The sequence below is a fragment of the Devosia sp. MC532 genome (assembly GCF_016461625.1).
Taxonomy (GTDB): Bacteria; Pseudomonadota; Alphaproteobacteria; order Rhizobiales; family Devosiaceae; genus Devosia.
In genome coordinates this window covers 125,542-144,522 of the sequence record NZ_JAEMNZ010000005.1, presented here as the reverse complement: position 1 = coordinate 144,522, position 18,981 = coordinate 125,542, and the positions used below count along the sequence as shown (strand labels likewise).

The window sequence follows — 18,981 nt, the reverse complement described above, 5'->3', positions numbered from 1 at the left end:
CCGCCTAGTGCCACTGTTTCCGTATGCCTCGACAAGCACTGCCACATTGCCGCGCACGATCGCTTTGGCGGCGTCGGACTAGATCGAGCCGGAGCGCAGCCAGACTTCCATGACGGTGCGATTGTTCTTGTCGGTGAATATACGTCGGATTGGACGTGTCGGTCAGCCTTGCCGAGCGCGCAAAAACTGCCGACCAGTTCGTGGCCAGATGGTGGTTTGATGCTGCACTGGGACGGGCCGGAGAAAGGGGGACCAGCATGCTAGGGCGCGTGCGTTACGCCCCAATCCACATCCTCACCAAATACACCGTGCCCACCCCTGCAACCATCGCGGCAAACAGGTTTTTTGTGCCGATAAAAACCAGCGCTGTTGCAACAGCCGCCACCAGTTCGGCGGGGCTACCGGTGACGAGGGCAGGCGCGACCAGTGCGGCGAGAACGGCACCGGGAATATGTTTCAGCCAGGCGGCTGCAAAACCGTCGCGGGGGAGGCGGTCCGCTAGGAGCAGGCCCGAGACTTTCACCGCAATGGTGACAAAGGCCATGCCGAGGATGGCGAGGAAAGCTTCAGGGGAGATGTGCATGCTTGCGCACCTCAAAAAATGCGCCCGCGAGCGAACCGGCGATGCCGCCAATGAGAATGTGCCAGCTGCCATCGATCAGTTTTGACGCGATGATGGCGACGAGTGCCCCGACGATCCATGGAATGAGGTCGGCCTTGCCCTTCCACATGCCAAGGAGCAGGGCGAGGAAGGTCGCTGTGAAGGCGAAGTCGAGGCCCCATTGCGCTGGGTCATCAATGGCTGAGCCGAGGCCATAGCCAATGAGATTGGTCAGCATCCACGAGAGCCAAGCCAAAGTGCCGCCGCCCAGCAGGAAGGCGACGGATCCCTTGCCATGGGCCATGGCCGAGACTGTCATTGCCCAGTTCTCGTCGGTGACGAGATACATCTGCAAGGCTTTAAAGCCGAGAGGGGCGGGCGGGTAGAGCGGGCGCAGGGTGGCGGTGAGCAGTAGGTAGCGCAGGTTGACGATCAGCGCTGCCAACACCATTGCCCCTATGGGCAGGGTTGAGGCCGGTGTGCTCCACAATTCCAAAGCGAGAAACTGTGAGGCACCGGCAAAGACCATGGTGCTCATCAAAACCACTTCGAGGGCGCTGAGACCGGTTGACCGGGCGAGAACGCCCCACACCAGGCCATAGGCCGCAACAGAAATGGCGACGGGCACGAAGGCGCGAGCCCCGGCCAAGAATTCATTGCGAATGGAATCGCTGGTGGGAGAGGAGTGAACCATGCCGCAATCGTCTAACACGCTCGCAGAGTACGGGAAGGGCTGGGGAAAGCCTTTCCGTTCGCCATTAGATTGTGGGGATCGGTGGCTGAATTGACGCTTTGTTAATCCGGGCGTAGAGACGCGACGTAGTCATTGGGCGCGATTGTTTCGACTCAATGACTGTTTCTACGGTTTGCTGAGCCGGGCCAGTCGCAATTTGGCCCTTCGGAGCGTTTCATGAATCCCTTTTCTGCGCGCCCTCTCTGGCAGAGGTTCGCCATTTTTCTCGTCCCGCTTATGGCGTCGAATATCCTGCAGGCGCTGTCAGGAACCGTGAACTCAATCTACGTAGGGCAGATGATTGGGGTGGAGGCGCTGGCCGCTATTGCGACCTACTTCCCGCTGATCTTTTTGCTGATGAGCTTCATGATCGGTCTCTCCGCTGGCGCGACCACGCTTATCGGTCAGGCTTGGGGCGCGAGGGATATTGCCAAGGTCAAGGTGATCGCGGGCTCTGCCTTCGCGGCCACGATTGTCTTCGGTCTCATTGTAGGTGTGTTTGGCGGAACCTTCGCTGAGCAGATTATGATGGCATTGGGTGCGCCCGAGAACATCCGGGATATGGCGATCAGCTACGCGCGCATTTCGCTGTACGGCATGCCGACATTCTTCCTCTTTCTTGTTGCAACCTCGATCCTGCGTGGTGTGGGCGACACTATAACGCCGCTGCTCTCGCTGATCATGTCGATGGTGGTGAGCTTGCTTGTAACGCCAGCGCTGATCCTCGGTTGGGGTGGTTTACCCCAATTGGGTGTCACCGCTGCAGCATGGGCAACCATGGCCGGTTTTGTGACTGTCCTGATTTTCCTCTTCGTCTATATGCGTGCGCGCAATATGCCGCTCGCGCCAGACCGTGTCTTGCTGGCCTCCATCCTGCGTCCTGATTGGAAGCTCTTGCGCCTGACCTTGAAGCTGGGCATTCCGGCAGGTCTGCAGATGATCATCTCGTCCATTGCCGGGATTGTGGTCGTGGGCCTGGTCAACCGTTTCGGCTCGGACGCAACGGCCGCTTATGGCGCGCTGGGGCAGGTGATGAGCTATGTGCAGTTCCCGGCCATGTCGATTGGTGTTGCGGCGTCGATCTTTGCGGCACAGGCCATTGGTGCCCGCAAACAGGATCAGCTTGGCCCTATCACCCGTACTGCGCTGATCATGAATCTGATCGTTACCGGTACGCTGGTTGTGCTGGCCTATCTCTTCAGTGAAGCTGTTGTGGCGCTGTTCCTGACCGATCCTGAAGTCGTACAGCTGACGGAAGACCTGCTCCGGGTCGTGCTGTGGAGCATCATCTGCTTTGGTGGCAGCGTCGTGTTCTCGGGCGTGATGCGCGCCAGCGGCACCGTCTATATGCCAATGGTGATTTCGCTGTTCTGTATCATCGGGATCGAAATCCCCGGAGCGATCTGGCTCAGCGGCACCGAACTGGGTCTGCGTGGGATTTGGATTGCTTACGCTGCCAGCTTTACGGCCATGCTGATCTTGCAGGCGGCCTGGTATCAGTTCGTCTGGAAGCGCAAAAAGATTGTGGCGCTCGTTTAGAGCGCCACATCAAAACTTCTGCTTAGGATTTGTTGCCCAGCGTGAGGCGGATGGCCCGCTTCCCGCCTGGGGCAAACACGTCGAGTTCGACGAAGGCCGGCTCCTGCGCCATGCGGCGGGTTCGAGCCGAGAGCGTCATCACCACACCAAGCAGGTCGCTCACCGAGCGCTTCTTGGGCAGCATGCGTTCAGTCATGCCCGAAAGTGCCTTATTGCGCACTTTCATATCAGGGGAGGCGAGCGGCGAGCGACCAATGAAACTGGCCAGTTCGACGAGAGCTTTACGGTCACTCATTGGGCTACTCCGTACACAAGCACCAATTTTGTTTCCTATAGGATGGGGCTCAAATGAGCTGATCATCCCGGTGGTATGGTTTGGCGGGAAGCCGCCACGTCGTTCGTTCATTAGCCTTGCATGGCCAGGCACTGCATATCCTGGCCCTTTAGGCGCTCGCACATGGCGTTGGCGGCACTGCGGTCACCAAAGCCGACGAAGCGGGCGCGGTAGAAGGTCTTGCCGTTCCGATCAAACGGTTCGACGAAGGAGCGGAAGTCGCCCAGAGAGCCAACCTTGCGGGCGGCATCAGAAAGCATGGTGCGTGCACCGTCTTCCGATGGACCAGCGCCGATCTGCACGATCCAGCCAGCGACTTGGGCAGAGCCCGTCTGTGCCGAAGCTGTATTGATTGGGTCGACGTTTGGCGTCTGGGTGTTCGAGCTGGTTGGGCCGATGCCGAGCGGTGCCGATGGCGCAGTCTGGCCAAGGGCCGATGGCGGCGCACCCAGCTTATAGGTGTCGCTCAGCCAAGCGCCGATCACGTCCGAATTGTAGTCCGGCACGCTTGGCGCTGCCAAAGCATTGGCTGCCTGTGCGGCTGGCACGAGGCCGAGGTCTGCAGGGGCAGGCGCTGGCATCGCAACTGAGACCGCAGGAGCCGGGGCCGATGCGACCGCAACTGCTGCCTGTGGCTGTGCACCATTGGCGGCAACAAGTGCAGCGAGGCGGAACTCAGGCATTGGCGTTGGCATGGCGAAGGTCGCCTTGCGCTGCTGGTTTGGTTGCGCCAAAGCGAACTGGGTGCTGCCCTGACGGCCAGGCACTGGAACCATAGCGGTCTGCAAGTAGCCGCCCGAACGGCCCTTGTTGAAATAGGTGTTGACCAGCTGGCGGACCTTTTCGTCACGCGATGCGGCAGAGTTGAAACCGAAAGCGATGACGACAACGTGGCGATCATCCTTGCGGGCTGCGGTCATCAGGTTCGAGCCAGCCGCATTGATGAAGCCGGTCTTGATGCCGTCCACAGCGCCCATGTAACCGAGAACGCGGTTGTGGTTGCCGTAGGTGCGCTTGCCGTAGGAGAACGAGCGGGTCTGGAAGAATTCGTAATAGTTCGGGAAGTGCTGGTAGACAGCAATCGCCAGAATAGCCTGATCGCGCACAGTGGTCACCTGACCGCCGTCGGGAAGGCCCGAAGCGTTGCGATAGGTGGTGCTGCCCATGCCCAGAGCACGCGCAGTTGCGGTCATACGCTCAGCGAACTTGGCTTCAGTTCCCGAGATATGTTCCGCGATAACGCGCGACATGTCATTGGCCGACAGGGTGACGAGGGACTTGATGGCGTCTTCCACCGAAATGGTGGCGCCAGCGCGCAGGCCGAGTTTAGTCGGAACGGCTGCAGCGGCATGACGGGACACAGTCATCTTGGAATTGAGCGAGAGATTGCCCGCCTGCAATTCTTGGAACAGGACGTAAAGCGTCATCACCTTCGCGACAGATGCCGGATAGCGACGAGAGTCAGCCTGCTCTTCATATAGGATTTTGCCCGATTTCGCGTCGACCACGATACCGGCATATTTGCGTAGGTTTTCAATTGCATAGGTCGGCGCTGCAGCAGAGATGCTGACAGTTAGCGCAACGACAAAGGCAGCGGCTGCGCGGGCAATAATGCCGCGCCAAGGGGATTTTGCCAGGGAAGCCACCCGGTACTCCGTTTACTCACTCGGGCGAAAAATGCCCGTACGCAACACAACTAACGCGGCCGTCCAATCGGGGTTTGTCCCCCAAACCTGACTGAGCAGCCTTTTGTAAGCTACGGTGGGGCGGTTACGATTTCGTAAAATGCAAAGCTTTTTCACCGGCACTGTTGAATCAATGTCACGAGAGTTTTTCAGCAATGTGATGGGTGACATGCCGCTTTGCTGTTTTGTCGCTTCAATGTGCGGCGAATTGAGCTATTCTATGGGCAAGTTTGAGCTGGGTTCTGCACTCTCGCCAGTTCGGGGTGGCCGAGCCCTTAACATGGGTCCATTGTTACCTACATAATGGGTCCAACCCGCTGCTTCGTTTTGTCTGGCGACAGTCTACTTTATGAAAACACTCTCTACGCAGATCCCTGTTTCCTTTTATTCTGAACGCTCGGCTGGGCCCGATGGGCCTTGGCTCGGGCCGAAGGATGATGGGGATAACCGATCGGGCGGAAACGACGCAGATTTCGAAACCGGGACGGTGACCAAAACGCGTCCCAAAACCAAGCGTCCGAACCTCTATCGGGTGCTTCTTCTCAACGACGACTACACGCCGATGGAATTCGTCGTTTTGGTGCTTCAGGACGTCTTCAACAAGTCACGCGAGGACGCCATGACCATCATGCTGCATGTTCACCAAAAGGGGGTCGGTGAGTGCGGCGTATATCCTTACGAAGTGGCTGAGACCAAGGTCACTCGCGTCATGGATACGGCACGCAAAAACCAGCATCCGCTGCAATGCGTGATGGAAAAACAGTAGGAACATCATATGCCCTCATTTTCGCGCGGACTCGAAAAGGCCCTGCACCAGGCGATGAACCTTGCCCGTGAGCGCAACCATGAGTTCGCAACGCTTGAGCATCTGCTGCTGGCGTTGACCGACGATCGGGAAACCATCGCCGTTTTAACCGGCTGCGACGTCGATATTGATGCGCTCAAAAGCGACCTCGAAGATTTTATCAACGAAGAACTCGATAGCCTTGTCGTCCATAACGGTCAGGAAGCGCGCCCGACCGCTGCTTTTCAGCGCGTTATTCAGCGCGCGGTGATCCATGTTCAATCCTCCGGCCGCGAAGAGGTGACCGGTGCCAACGTGCTCGTGGCGATTTTCGCCGAGCGCGAAAGCCATGCTGCCTATTTCCTTGAGCAGCAGGACATGAGCCGCCTCGACGCCGTCAATTTCATCTCGCACGGCATCACCAAATCCGGCCCCAATGAAGATCGTCGCGTCAACGGCGCCGAAGACGGGGAAGGTGGCATCAACAATGCGCAGGAAGGCAAGAAGACTTCGGCGCTCGTCGAGTTCTGCGTCAACCTCAATGACAAGGCCAAGAAGGGCAAGATTGACCCGCTGATTGGCCGTGACGCTGAGCTGCGCCGCACCATTCAGGTTCTCTGCCGCCGCTCCAAGAACAACCCGCTTTATGTGGGCGACGCTGGGGTCGGTAAAACCGCCATCGCCGAAGGTCTGGCGCGCAAAATCGTTGAAGGCGATGTGCCTGACGTTCTCAAGGACGCCATCGTTTATTCGCTCGACATGGGCGCGCTTCTCGCTGGCACGCGCTATCGCGGTGACTTTGAAGAACGCCTCAAGCAGGTGATGAAGGAGCTCGAAAAGCAGCCGGAAGCCGTGTTGTTCATCGACGAAATCCACACCATGATCGGCGCTGGCGCCACTTCGGGCGGCGCGCTCGATGCATCCAACCTCCTCAAGCCAGCTCTGGCTTCCGGGGCGATCCGTTGCATTGGCTCGACCACCTATAAGGAATATCGCCAGTTCTTCGAAAAGGACCGTGCGCTGGTTCGTCGTTTCCAAAAGATCGACGTCAACGAGCCAACCGTTCCTGATGCGATTGAAATCGTGAAGGGCTTGCGCCCTTACTTTGAAGAGTTCCACAAGCTCAAGTACACCGACGATGCCCTCAAGGCCGCCGTCGAGCTGAGCGCGCGCTATATCAATGATCGCAAGCTGCCCGATAAGGCCATCGACGTGATCGACGAAACCGGAGCGAGCCAAAAGCTGCTTCCGGAAGGCGAGCGCAAGGAAATCATCGACGTCGAAGACATCGAAGCAACCATCGCGACCATCGCCCGCATTCCCCCTAAGACCGTTTCCAAGTCTGACGCGGAACTGCTCTCGGGTCTCGAGAAGAGCCTCAAGACTGTGGTCTTTGGCCAAGACAATGCGATCACCGCGCTCTCGTCCGCCATTAAGCTGGCGCGTGCGGGCCTGCGCGAACCGGAAAAGCCAATCGGCTCTTACCTCTTCACCGGCCCGACCGGCGTGGGTAAGACCGAAGTCGCAAAGCAGCTCGCCGATACGCTTGGCGTCGAACTCCTGCGTTTCGACATGTCGGAATATATGGAGCGCCACACGGTCTCGCGCCTGATTGGTGCCCCTCCGGGCTATGTCGGCTTTGATCAGGGCGGCTTGCTCACCGATGGCGTGGATCAGCATCCGCATTGCGTTGTGCTGCTCGACGAAATCGAAAAGGCCCATCAGGACCTCTACAACATTCTGTTGCAGGTGATGGACCACGGCAAGCTCACGGACCACAACGGCAAGTCGGTCGACTTCCGCAATGTGATCCTGATCATGACCTCCAACGTTGGTGCGGCGGAGCTCGCTCGTGCGCCGATCGGCTTTGGCCGCAAGCGCGAAGTGGGTGATGACGAGGAAGCGGTTAACCGCCAGTTCTCGCCAGAATTCCGCAACCGGTTGGATGCGATCATCTCGTTCGCGCCTCTCCCGCGCGAGGTCGTGCGTCGTGTGGTCGAAAAGTTCGTGCTGCAGCTCGAAGGCCAGCTGGCCGAACGCGGCGTGACCATCAACCTGACCCCAGAAGCCGCCGATTGGCTGGCTGAACATGGCTATGACGAACGCATGGGCGCGCGTCCGCTTGGTCGCGTCATCCAGGAACACGTCAAGAAGCCTCTGGCCGATCAGCTGCTGTTCGGCGAATTGGTCAACGGCGGTTCCGTCACCGTCGCCGTGGTCGGCGAAGGCCGCGAAGCAAAGCTGGAACTGGTGGCCGTGCCCCCACGCCCCGCCAAGCCAAAGGCCCTACCAAAGCCCAAAAAGCCAAAGGCAACGGCAAGCAAGGACAGCTAATATCCGCTGGATTTTAGTTGGTTGAACAAACAGAAGGCCCGGGGGGACCCCGGGCCTTTTTCACCTCTCCCTCTGCGGGATTTGAGTCTGCCGGAGGTAAAATCATCCCTGTGGGATGATTTTAGGCGAGAAGGCCATAAGAGCTATGCTCGAATGGCTTGCTCGGCCACAACCCGGGTGAGGGGGCCTTCTTGGAATTCGCCACGTGCCAAGCCCCCACCTAACCTCTCCCGCAAGCGAGGGAGGGACACACCGCGTTCGCTTGGGCGGCCTGAGACCAAGAACACTTTTCTGCCCAATCACCAGCCGTCACTCTCGGCTTTGAGCCGATGGGTCTTCACTTGAGCAAGCTTGCTACAGAAACAGATCGCTCCAACACGCGATCATCACCCCGCCGGGAGTCATAAAGCACAGAACCCTCGGCTCAAGGCCGAGGGTGACGGTCCGTGGATGGGGATAGAACTCGATTTCTACACGGATACCACTCTAACTCCTCCCCCTTTTCAGGGGGAGGTTGGGTGGGGGTGTTATCTCCCAAGAGCTGCACGTTTCCGCTGAAAACCCTCTGCCTCAATCCCCACCAGCCGTCACCCTCGGCCTTGAGCCGAGGGGTCTTCACTTGACCAAGCCTGCTACAGAAACAGATCGCTCTGTTACGCGATCACGCCCCGCACTAACCCTGTGAAGTACAGAGCCCTCGGCTCAAGGCCGAGGGTGACGCTCAGTGGGTGTGATGGAACCAGATCACTAGGCCACATCCACTCTTATTCCTCCCCCTTTTGAGGAGGGGGGCGGGTGCTGTGGGCCGCTATCCGAGGAGGGCACCAAGCTGTGTAACGTAAGGGGAGAAAACCGCCATATGGTCGGCGATGCTGCCGATAAAGCTACTGTATGCACGAGCGTAAGCGGCGCGTTCATTTTTAGACGCGCGCATGTCTTCAATCGCACTTATAATGGTTACTTGATCAGCTGGCAGTTCGACCTGCTGCTTAGCTATATCGATGAGGCGATCAAAAATTTCGTCAGATTGGGCTGATTGGCTAGCGCTTATATCCCCAGTCGTGTTGCCACTTCCCAAAGCACCGATAAACTGGCCGATGTTACCGACATTGAATGTATTCATAGCGGATTTAGCCTGTTCCTTCTCAGAGGCATTGAAAGTTAGACCTTCTCCGATAATTCCGCGCTGCTCCATCCTGACGGCCCAGTCTAAGGCCATGTTTCTGACTGTATTGATAATTGACTGAATTTGAGTGATTGAAAGGTGGTTGGCCATTCGTCCAAGTTCAATATCTAGTTGTTGATTCAATAACCGGATGACCGCTGCGGGGTACTCAATCTGCACGAACCCACTTTTAGACCTATCAATCAGGTCTTCTAATGAAGATATAGCCTGGCTTATTGGAGCCTCAGATAGCAAATTCTGGTCCTCGTCTGAGGCCATCATGATGGGTATCCAACCTTGGTATGGATTATGTGCCATAGGGCGCCCGTAGAGTTGACGATAGCTAGGCAGTTCTCCGTTGTATCCCGTCAGCTCCATTTGTACCCAGTCTTCTAGATTTGGCAGCGATAGCTTCGATGCAGCCACCTTTACCTTTCGAAGAATAGTGGTGACCGGAATATTTGGATCCAGAGCGTCTCGCTGTATTTCTTCGATTAAACCAGTCACTTGCGAAATCCTTAGCAGCGGGAGATTGAGCGATGGAACTGCGGCAATTCTACTTGGGCTGTTTCAGTTTCAGCGTGTTTGCGAACATTCCTTGCGGCATCTCGGACAAAGCAGGCGTGTTGTGCTCACCATAGAAGCAGCGGTGCCCTGAGCAAATCTCCCGTCACCGCCACTCTTGCTTGTTACTTCCCCAAATGCGGCTTCATAAACGCCAATGTGCTTTCCAGCATTTCATCCAGCGTTGTGGTGTCGGTGAACACATTAAAACTGTGGTCCATATCGCGGACGAAGTGTTCTTCCTCGCCCTCGTGGGCGTCGATGAAGAGTTGACCGCCACCATAGGCGACCGCTTCGTCTTTGGTGCCTTCGGCCACGAAAAGCGCGCCCTTGTAGGCGGCGATTTCTTCGGTCGGCTTGGTGGTGGCGATTTCTTCAAAATAGCCCTGTTTCAAAAACAGCGAGAAACCCCATGGCATGGGGAGTTCGAGCGGCGTGTCGCCGGTCGTCAGGCCCGCTTGCACCTTTTCAGGGGTGAGGAGCGTGTCAAAAGTCTGTTTGGGGTCCGCGACGGCGGCCCAGAGCGCTGTGACTTTTGGGACATTGCTGCGGCCCGCAACGGCAGAGGCGACGAGGCCGCCTTGGCTCCAACCGATGATGCCGATGTTGTCGGCTTCGACGCTGTCGAGCGTCTTGACGAAATCCAGCGCGGCGAGGCCATCGGCGATCTGGCCGGAATAGGTCGTGTCAGGGAATTCGCCATCGCTTTCGCCCGAATTGCGGAAGTCGATGCGCAGGCTCGCGATCCCCTCCGCGGCGAGCTTGTCGGCGGTATAGGTGAAAATGCCCTTGCCCACGGATGGGATTTCCAGCTCATCGCGGGAGCCGCCAAAGCCGTGGAACAGCAGAACCACAGGGGCTGGGTCGCCCTCGGGGGTGACGAGTGTGCCGACGACTTTCATGCCGTCGACCTCATATGAAACAATTTTAGTTTCCGGCGCGGCGAAAGCGGTGCTGGTGAGCAGCAGGGCTAGGCCAAGGCCGAGTGCAATGCGTGATGCCATTTGCGTTCCCTCCGGGCCGGACTCTCCGGCCCTATAAGGAGGATAGTCACCAAATTCGCGGCTGTGCAATGGCTCGGCTAGCTCCGCAGCGCAGACACTGCCTGGTGCTGACTGAGAAAAACCTTGCCGGACAAATCACGCAGGAAGTCGGTGGATTTGAGTTTGTCCATAACCGGGCCTTTCACCTCAGAGAGGTGCAGTTTAACGCCCTGAGTGTCGAGGCGATGTTGGATCGCTTCGAGGCTTTCGAGGGCTGATAGGTCGATGAAATTCACCGCCGAACACATCAGCACCACATGTTTCACCCGATCATTCCCCGCGACCTGATCGGTGACCAAATCCTCCAAGAAGCGCGCATTGGCAAAATAGAGGCTTTCATCGACGCGGATGGAGAGGATTTCCGGATGCGTTTCCACCGTGTGACGCTTGATATTGCGGAAATGCTCGGTGCCGGGCACTTGGCCGACCACAGCGGCGTGGGGCTTTGACGAACGGTAGAGAAAGATCAGGATTGAAGTCCCGACGCCCAGAGCGATGCCGGTTTCAACGCCGAGCAGAAGCGTTCCGATCAGCGTAATGGCGACAGCCGCAAAATCGGCCTTGGAATAGGCCCAGGCGCGTTTGAATACTGAGAAATCGACCAGCGTCAGCACCGCGATCACAATGGTCGCCGCCAGTGTTGCCTTGGGCAGAACGGCGAGGAAGGGCGTCAGCAGGAGCGTTGCGAGAGCAATGCCGATGGCCGTGAATGCACCCGCCGCTGGGGTGGCCGCGCCCGCATCAAAATTGACAACGGACCGCGCAAAGCCGCCGGTCACCGGATAGCCGCCCCCAATGCCTGCCGCCACATTGGCCATGCCGAGGCCAATCAATTCTTGATTGGGCGAGATGCGCTCGCGGCGCTTTGCAGCCAGCGTTTGGGCAACGGAGATGGTTTCGACAAACCCAACGATGGAAATGATCAGCGCCGGAACCAGCAGCTGTTGCACGGTGTCGAGCGAGACGCTCGGAAGCGACAGCATGGGTAGGCCTTGCGGCACATCGCCGACTAGGGCAACGCCCTTAGCGCCGAGATCGAAAATCACCGATAGCGCCATAGTCAGAAAGACCACAAACACCGGACCGGCGCGGACGATGACGTTTGCCACTCCCTTCGGCACATGGAGCCGCTTCAACCATTTTTTGAGATCGAAGCGGATCCAGAGCAAGAGCCCGAGCGAAAGCGCGCCAATGCCAAGGGTATAGAGATTGATCGCGCCAATGTTGCTTGCAATGGAGCTGAACAAGCCGGGCAGGGCGTGGCCACTGGTGGAAATGCCCAAAAGGCCGCCGAGCTGGCTGGTCGCGATAATCAGGCCCGAGGCGGTGATGAAGCCCGAGATCACCGGATGGGACAGAAAATTCGCTAGAAAGCCAAGGCGCAATAGCCCCATGAGCGTCAGCATCGCGCCAGACATCAGCGCTAGAATGATGGCGGCGCTGGCATAATCCGCCGTGCCTTCGGTCGCCACGCGACCGACCGCTGTCGCCGTCATCAGCGAGATCACCGCGACAGGCCCAACCGCCAGCGCCGAGGAGGTGCCGAAAATCGCATAGGCGATCAGCGGCAGGATCGAAGCATAAAGACCAACTTCCGGCGGCAGCCCCGCCAGCAGCGCATAGGCTAGTGACTGCGGAATGAGCATGATCGTGACGATCACCGCCGCGAGCACATCGCTGGTCAGGGTCTGGCGATTATATTTTCTACCCCAGTCGAGAATGGGGAGGTAGGATTGGCGGCGCACTCTCGGGCTCCTGGCGGTTCAATCTGGCCCAGAGGCCGCAGAAATATTTGCGCGCTGGCGGGCCGAATGTAAGCCGACGTCTGGTTACAGAGCGTGTGGCCCGGATTTCCGGCTCTCTCGCGCAGTATTTTCATTCGTATATACGCAATATCTAATATATAGCAAGCCTATTGTTGCGCCTTTGGGGTGCGATATGCCTTTGCCGCGCCACTCGTGGCGCCCAAAAGTGCCAGCCAAGTGCCAATGATATGCCCATCGGCGCCACAGATGTTGAAAAGCTTTGAGAATTTTCTTGGGGCCGCTTTACAGGGGCAAATCACGCCCCTATACAGAGCCCACGTTGCGCGGAACGGATGTTCCCCAAGCGCTGCGGGAGTAGCTCAGTTGGTTAGAGCGCCGGCCTGTCACGCCGGAGGTCGCGGGTTCGAGCCCCGTCTCTCGCGCCACCTTTTCCCTTCAAATCGTTGAAGTTTTCGGGTGGCGCCTTTCGCGACTGGAGCGTGTTCCCACTTTCATAGCTGACGTGTTCCCACTTTTGATCGCGGTCCGTTCCACTACCGCAGTTTTCTCCTTCCACGCCTGCGCGCTTCTGTAACTGCGCGGATCGTCTCGGCGTTGAGGGGTCCGTACGTCGCGAACAATATATTCAATGTACTTCGGGTGTTACCCGAAGCGTGGGACAGAGCCTCGGCTGTACCACCACCGACAATGGCCTCAACCGCTCCTGCTTGCAGCATTGTCATGAAGCGTTAGACCGCTGTGCGTTGATCGCACTGGAGGATTGAACCGCTGTCGGAAAAATGCCTAATGTAAATCAGGCCAATAACGAGTTCATCGGTGAGCACGTCTCGGTATGTATACGCGATGGCCATCGCGACGATAGGGAAGTCGACACAGGTTAGGCCTGTGCGCCCAGCTGCAGTTTCCAGTGAAAAAACCTGGCGATGATCGCTTTGCTTCTTAGCTTTGGCCCAAAGGCGAAAAACAGTCGCGCGACGGCAGAGTAGACAGCTTGTTTGGCGGTTTCGCGAGCACGGATGCTGGGAAGATGCACGCCAGTGCCGCGACGCCCAAGAACGTAAAGCGCTGTGTGTCGAACGGTAGTTTTTCTAAGGCCAAGCGTAATGCTCGATTGGGCGGCCAGTCTTGCTGACCGCTTTCTTATAAGCGCGGTAAGGCGAGGCGGATTAGATTCTGCCGAGCCGGTCGAGCAATGACGCGCCGGTACGGATGCCCTTTAAGAACAACGAAATATCCAAGTTCTCATTCGGAGCGTGATTGGCTTCGTCGGCATTCGCATAGGGCATGACATAGGCGGGAACACCCAAAATTTGGGTGAAGACATAGTCAGGCAGACTTCCGCCGAGCGATGGGTAGACAAGTGGCGTTTCGTTGCGCGCGTCGGCGATCGCGTGCTGGATCAGTTGGCCCCATCTATCGTCCATTGGCGTGCGCGAAGGCGGCATCGAGCCGTGGATAATGACTTCGACGTCTGGGGCATGCTTGGCGACATGGGCCTTCACGCAGGCGTAGACGTGCTCGGTTGTCATTGGCGAGACCAAGCGAATGTCACATTTGGCGACGGCAGAGCAGGGCAGTACTGACTTGATACCGGGACCATCGTAGCCACCGTGCAAACCGTTAATGGTCAGCGTTGGATGGAACATCAGGCGATCCCAGAAGGGACGGTCCTTTGGGGCGTCAAGCTGGGTCATGCCCATCTCGGCCATATAGCTCTCGATTTCGACCGGCAGCTTGGTGACGGCGTCGAGGTCAGCCGGCGTCGGTGGCAAGAGCTCGTCGCGCAGGCCTTCAATGGTGATCTCGCCATCGGCCGACTTCATCGTCGCGAGGAGATGGACTAGGCTCCACACCGCATTGGGCATGACGCCGCCAAAATTGCCCGAGTGCGCATCGCGGGACGCCGTGCGAGCACGAAGTTCAAAAGTTGCAATCCCGCGCACACCATAGGTAAGCGTGGCTGTGCCGGACTCATGCAAGGGACCGTCGGCGGTGACGACGAAGTCCACATTAAGGCGCTCTTTGTTCTGGCGAACGAAGTCTGCGATCTGAGGTGAACCGATCTCCTCTTCGCCTTCTAAGAGCAAAAGCACATTGCATGGCAGGGTGCCATGCACTGCTAGATGGGCCTCAAGTGCCATGATCTGGGCGAAGTGCTGGCCTTTGTTATCGCCAACGCCACGGGCATAAATGCGTCCATTACGGATCGTTGGCTCGAACGGCGGGCTGTCCCAAAGTTCTAGAGGGTCAGGCGGCTGCACATCATAGTGGCCATAGAGCAAAACCGTGGGCTTGGCTGGGTCAACTTGATAGCGCCCCAAGACAAACGGATGGCCTTTTGAGGGGATCGCCTCAACCTCCATGCCCAGTTCGCTCAGCTGCGTGACGAGCATCTGGCTGACCTCTGCGATCCCGATATTATGCGCGCTGATGGAGGGATGGCGCACATAATCCATCAACCGGGCGACGTATTCATCACTACGAGCATCGATATAGGCAAATACGGGGTCGAGCGAAGGCGAGGACATTGGTGTTCCCTGGCTAAAAAATGTCACCGCAGTGGACCGCGGTGACAAGAGTTAGGTCAAGTATAGGTATTATTTCACGCGGGCAGCGGCGGCGCGGCGGTGACCTTCGAGGCCTTCGGATGCGCTCTGGCGAATTGCTGGAGGCGCAACCTGCTCAACGCCCTCTGGGTCGAGGAATTGATGGGTGCAGGTCTTGACGTAGGAGCCGACCCACAGACCACCGGTATAGCGACCAGCGGCCATGGTTGGCAGGGTGTGGTTGGTGCCACAGCACTTATCGGAATACACAACGGAAGCGTTTTCGCCGATGAAGAGCGAACCATAGTTGCGCAACTTCAGAGCGAATTCCTTAGCGTCGGCGGTGTGAACCTGCAAATGTTCGGCAGCGATGAAATCCGAGTAGTCGATCATATCCTGCTCGGTCGCGCAGACTGCGATTTCACCATAGTCGCGCCATGCCTGACCAGCGGTCGGTGCGGTTGGCAGATCGAGCAACTGGCGTTCCACTGCAGCGAGGGTTTCCTCTGCCAAACGACGCGAGGTCGTGATCAGGCCGACGCGAGTGCGAATGTCGTGTTCCGCCTGCGCTAGCAGATCGGTTGCGATCAGTTCCGCATTGCCCGTGTCGTCAGCAACAACATAGATCTCGGAAGGGCCTGCGAGCTGGTCAATGCCGACTGGGCCGAACGACTGTCGCTTGGCTTCGTTGACGAAGGCATTGCCCGGGCCGAAGATCTTATCGACCTGAGGAATGGATTCAGTGCCGAGTGCCATTGCCGCGATTGCCTGAGCGCCGCCGACTCGGAAGATGCGATCTGCGCCCGACAGGTGGCAGCCAGCAATCATCGCCTCATGTGCGTTTGGCGGCAGGCAAGCAACGACGTTATCGCAGCCCGCAACCTTGGCCGGAACGATGGTCATGATTGGTGCGGAGAGCAGCGGATAGCGGCCGCCTGGCACGTAGCAACCGACGGTCTCGATTGGGATGATGCGATGGCCGAGGTGAAGACCGGGCAGCAGTTCGACTTCCAGGGGCGCCAAAGTGGCAAGCTGGGCCTTGGCAAAGGCGCTCACGTTAGCGATGGCAAATTCTGTATCGGCGCGGGTTTGCGGATCCAGCGCTTCAACTGCCGCAAGACGCTCTGCCATGGTCACTTCGAGTGTTTCTGGCGCAACCTTGTCGAAGCGTTCAGAGAACTCACGAACCGCAGCATCGCCACGTTCGCGTACGGCCGCGATAACGTCCTTGACGGTGTTCTCGATTGCCGAGCTGTCGGCCACCACGTCGGCGACTGGCGCCTTGATATGCTCGACGCGGGATTTGACGGTGGTGAAGCGAGTGGTCATTTGGTGTGTGGTCTCGGTTGACAACAGATGATGTTCGCAACATGAAACACCTGTAAGACAACGACAATTCCACGAAACAGCGATGGTGACTAAACTCACCACACTTCGCTCAGCTGGTTAGAAAGAGCGCTCTAATGCCCAAGATCGGTGGCCAGATTTACGAGCATCGTCGACGCCGAAATTTGACGGTGCGGGAGCTCGCGGCGCGCTCTGGGGTCTCACATTCCACTATTTCGCTCATCGAACGCGATAAAATGAGCCCGTCGATAGATACGCTGGGCGCAATTCTCGACGCATTAGGTCTGACGCTCTCAGGCTTCTTTTCTGGTCATGATTCAGGACAGAGATATAGCCCGTTCTACCGGTCCGAGGACTTGGTCGAGATTGGACGCATAGACGCCATTTCCTATCGCGTTGTGGGTTTTGATTTTCCGCACCGCAATATGATGGTTCTGCACGAACGTTATAAGCCTGGGACCAACACGGGCAATCTCTTCTCGCATGTTGCGCAGGAGGCTGGGATCGTCATCTCGGGTGCAGTGGAGGTTACCGTCGGTGACCAGACACGCGTGTTAGAACGGGGCGACAGCTATTATTTCGATAGCCGTGTTCCGCACGCATTTAAGAATGTGTCGGACGGAGAAAGCGAGATCTTTAGCGCGATCAGCCCGCCAACTTATTGACGGGCTGATCAGAACTCTCAGTCGATACGCACGAGGTGGTGCTTTGCCACTTCGCGATAGGAGCGGGCCGGCGGCACGAAATCCGGCATCCGCACCGGGGAGGCAAGTTCACGATCAATAACGGGTCGAATGATGTGCCTATTGGCGGGATCTGCCACCGGAACTGCTCCGATGAGCGTTTGGGTATAGGCGTGCTGCGGGGCGTTGAAGATCGATTGGCGCGGACCAATCTCGACGATTTCACCGAGATACATCACCGCCACGCGATGGCTGATGCGCTCGACCACAGCCATGTCGTGGCTGATGAAAATCAACGAAATTCCCGTCTTTGCCTGAAGCTCAAGCAACAGGTTGATTACCTGCGTTTTGATCGAGACATCGAGTGCGGACACCACTTCGTCGGCGACGAGCACCTTAGGGTTTACCGAGAGCGCTCGGGCGATACAGATGCGCTGACGCTGTCCCCCTGAAAACTCATGCGGGAAGCGCTCCGCAGCTTGTGCAGGAAGACCAACTTTCTCGAGTAACTCTGGCACCAAAGCCTTGGCCTGCTCTCGCCTGCCCAGCCCCTGTTCGAGGTAGGGCTCAACAATCGCGTCGGCGATACGCTGGCGCGGATTGAGGGCCGCGAACGGGTCTTGGAATATGAACTGGATTTTCGGTCGCGTTTGGGCCGTGTGAGCAGCTATTTTGCCATTTGGCATTTTGCCCGTAATCTGAACGCCATCAAGCGTTACAGTGCCATCGACTACCGGCGCCAGACCCATGAGGCTGCGGCCGGTTGTTGTCTTTCCACAGCCAGACTCTCCCACGATGGCCAAAGTTTCGCCTTGGTAGAGATCAAATGAAATGCCCTCAACTGCGTGAACGCGTGAGCGCACCTGATTGAGAATTCCGCCACGAACGTCATATCGGGTCCTCAGGTTTTGGACGCGAAGGACCGGTTCGATGTCGGTTCTAACTGTATCGGCGCAGGGCTCGACGGGCTGGGGTTGGCCATCGATGATTTCGGGGAACGGGATTGGGGTATTGATATGAGCCACGTCGCCCAGCTTCGGCACAGAGGCAAGAAGCTTTCGCGTGTAGGCATTTTCAGGCTTCAGGAATACCTGTTCTGACGATCCAGTTTCCAGCATGTCCCCGCGGAACATCACCATGGTCTGGTCAGCAACTTCCGCCACCACGCCCATGTCGTGGGTGATGAAGAGCACGGCCATGTCTTCTTCGCGCTGTAGCTCCTTGATCAGGTTGAGGATTTGCGCCTGCACCGTCACGTCAAGCGCAGTTGTCGGCTCGTCAGCAATCAAGATCTTGGGTTGGCACGCCAGAGCCATTGCGATCATGATGCGCTGGCGCATGCCACCAGAGAACCGATGCTGATATTCGTCAAAGCGCGCCGCGGCTGATGGAATGTGAACCTTGTCCATCAGCTCAATGGCGAGCTTTTTGGCCTCCGCGGCCGATACATCACGGTGGCGACGGATGGTCTCGCAGAGTTGCTGGCCAACGGTCAGCACCGGATTGAGTGAGGTCATCGGCTCCTGAAAGATCATCGAGATCTTATTGCCACGGATGGCGTTCATTTCAGAGGCGGGCAGGTCGAAGAGGTTTTTGCCTTCAAATTGCGCGCGTCCGGTGATCTTCGTCCGAACCGGGTCGTGGAGGCCCATGACCGCCAGCGCGCTGACGCTTTTGCCAGAGCCACTTTCGCCCACGACGGCCAGTGTTTGGCCGGCGGTCAAATCGAATGAGATGTTCTGAAGAACCTGCTTCCAATCGCCTTGAGTTCGGAACGACACGTTGAGATCGCGCACGCTTAAAAGGCTCGGCGGGGAGGAGACCTGTGTGTGGAGTGGATTGGTCATGGTCTGTTCC

Annotated in this window: 14 protein-coding genes and 1 tRNA gene; 5 read left to right on the top strand and 10 right to left on the bottom strand. The window is 57.7% G+C overall.

Annotation, left to right across the window (positions count from 1 at the left end; translation table 11 throughout):
- Positions 1-274: 274 nt before the first annotated feature.
- Both JHC09_RS08375 and JHC09_RS08370 read right to left on the bottom strand, forming a co-directional pair.
- The gene (locus JHC09_RS08375; protein ID WP_199531572.1) at positions 275-583 is read right to left on the bottom strand and encodes an AzlD domain-containing protein; all 309 of its coding nucleotides are present in this window, start codon (positions 581-583) and stop codon (positions 275-277) included.
- Complete coding sequence (locus tag JHC09_RS08370) at positions 567-1,295, bottom strand: AzlC family ABC transporter permease (protein WP_199531571.1); 729 nt, start codon at positions 1,293-1,295, stop codon at positions 567-569. The genes JHC09_RS08375 and JHC09_RS08370 overlap by 17 nt, the downstream gene beginning before the upstream one ends.
- 216 nt (positions 1,296-1,511) lie before the next feature.
- Here JHC09_RS08370 and JHC09_RS08365 point away from each other — a divergent pair, with 216 nt between their 5' ends.
- On the top strand, positions 1,512-2,873 hold the full coding sequence (locus JHC09_RS08365; protein ID WP_199531570.1) for an MATE family efflux transporter: 1,362 nt from the start codon (positions 1,512-1,514) through the stop codon (positions 2,871-2,873).
- A 22-nt stretch (positions 2,874-2,895) separates the two neighbouring features.
- Here the strand turns inward: JHC09_RS08365 and JHC09_RS08360 are convergent, their stop codons facing one another.
- Positions 2,896-3,168 (bottom strand): hypothetical protein, encoded by a 273-nt coding sequence (locus JHC09_RS08360; RefSeq protein WP_169193781.1) that lies wholly within the window; start codon positions 3,166-3,168, stop codon positions 2,896-2,898.
- A 110-nt stretch (positions 3,169-3,278) separates the two neighbouring features.
- On the bottom strand, positions 3,279-4,853 hold the full coding sequence (locus tag JHC09_RS08355; protein WP_199531569.1) for an SPOR domain-containing protein: 1,575 nt from the start codon (positions 4,851-4,853) through the stop codon (positions 3,279-3,281).
- Between the two features lie 388 nt (positions 4,854-5,241).
- On the opposite strand from JHC09_RS08355, the gene clpS reads away from it, so the two are divergent.
- The gene (gene clpS / locus JHC09_RS08350) at positions 5,242-5,658 is read left to right on the top strand and encodes an ATP-dependent Clp protease adapter ClpS (RefSeq protein WP_199531568.1); all 417 of its coding nucleotides are present in this window, start codon (positions 5,242-5,244) and stop codon (positions 5,656-5,658) included.
- A gap of 9 nt (positions 5,659-5,667) precedes the next feature.
- A complete protein-coding gene (clpA, locus tag JHC09_RS08345; RefSeq protein WP_199531567.1) occupies positions 5,668-8,010 on the top strand; it encodes an ATP-dependent Clp protease ATP-binding subunit ClpA in 2,343 nt (780 codons plus the stop codon).
- An 808-nt stretch (positions 8,011-8,818) separates the two neighbouring features.
- Here the strand turns inward: clpA and JHC09_RS08340 are convergent.
- The 3 genes from JHC09_RS08340 to sulP form a co-directional block, all read right to left on the bottom strand.
- The gene (locus JHC09_RS08340; protein ID WP_199531566.1) at positions 8,819-9,682 is read right to left on the bottom strand and encodes a hypothetical protein; all 864 of its coding nucleotides are present in this window, start codon (positions 9,680-9,682) and stop codon (positions 8,819-8,821) included.
- Positions 9,683-9,864: 182 nt separating this feature from the next.
- Positions 9,865-10,743 (bottom strand): alpha/beta hydrolase, encoded by an 879-nt coding sequence (locus JHC09_RS08335; RefSeq protein WP_199531565.1) that lies wholly within the window; start codon positions 10,741-10,743, stop codon positions 9,865-9,867.
- Positions 10,744-10,820: 77 nt separating this feature from the next.
- Positions 10,821-12,527 (bottom strand): sulfate permease, encoded by a 1,707-nt coding sequence (gene sulP / locus JHC09_RS08330; RefSeq protein ID WP_199531564.1) that lies wholly within the window; start codon positions 12,525-12,527, stop codon positions 10,821-10,823.
- 369 nt (positions 12,528-12,896) lie between these two features.
- On the opposite strand from sulP, the gene JHC09_RS08325 reads away from it, so the two are divergent.
- Positions 12,897-12,973, top strand: a tRNA-Asp gene (locus JHC09_RS08325).
- Between the two features lie 741 nt (positions 12,974-13,714).
- Here the strand turns inward: JHC09_RS08325 and JHC09_RS08320 are convergent.
- The gene (locus JHC09_RS08320) at positions 13,715-15,076 is read right to left on the bottom strand and encodes a M20/M25/M40 family metallo-hydrolase (protein WP_199531563.1); all 1,362 of its coding nucleotides are present in this window, start codon (positions 15,074-15,076) and stop codon (positions 13,715-13,717) included.
- Positions 15,077-15,145: 69 nt separating this feature from the next.
- A complete protein-coding gene (gene hisD / locus JHC09_RS08315) occupies positions 15,146-16,423 on the bottom strand; it encodes a histidinol dehydrogenase (RefSeq protein WP_199531562.1) in 1,278 nt (425 codons plus the stop codon).
- A 113-nt stretch (positions 16,424-16,536) separates the two neighbouring features.
- Here hisD and JHC09_RS08310 point away from each other — a divergent pair, with 113 nt between their 5' ends.
- Positions 16,537-17,106 carry a cupin domain-containing protein gene (locus JHC09_RS08310; RefSeq protein ID WP_282567679.1) on the top strand — a complete coding sequence of 190 codons (570 nt, stop codon included), beginning with the start codon at positions 16,537-16,539 and terminating at the stop codon, positions 17,104-17,106.
- A 17-nt stretch (positions 17,107-17,123) separates the two neighbouring features.
- On the opposite strand, the gene JHC09_RS08305 is transcribed toward JHC09_RS08310, so the two are convergent.
- Positions 17,124-18,971 carry an ABC transporter ATP-binding protein gene (locus tag JHC09_RS08305; protein ID WP_199531560.1) on the bottom strand — a complete coding sequence of 616 codons (1,848 nt, stop codon included), beginning with the start codon at positions 18,969-18,971 and terminating at the stop codon, positions 17,124-17,126.
- Positions 18,972-18,981 lie beyond the last annotated feature (10 nt).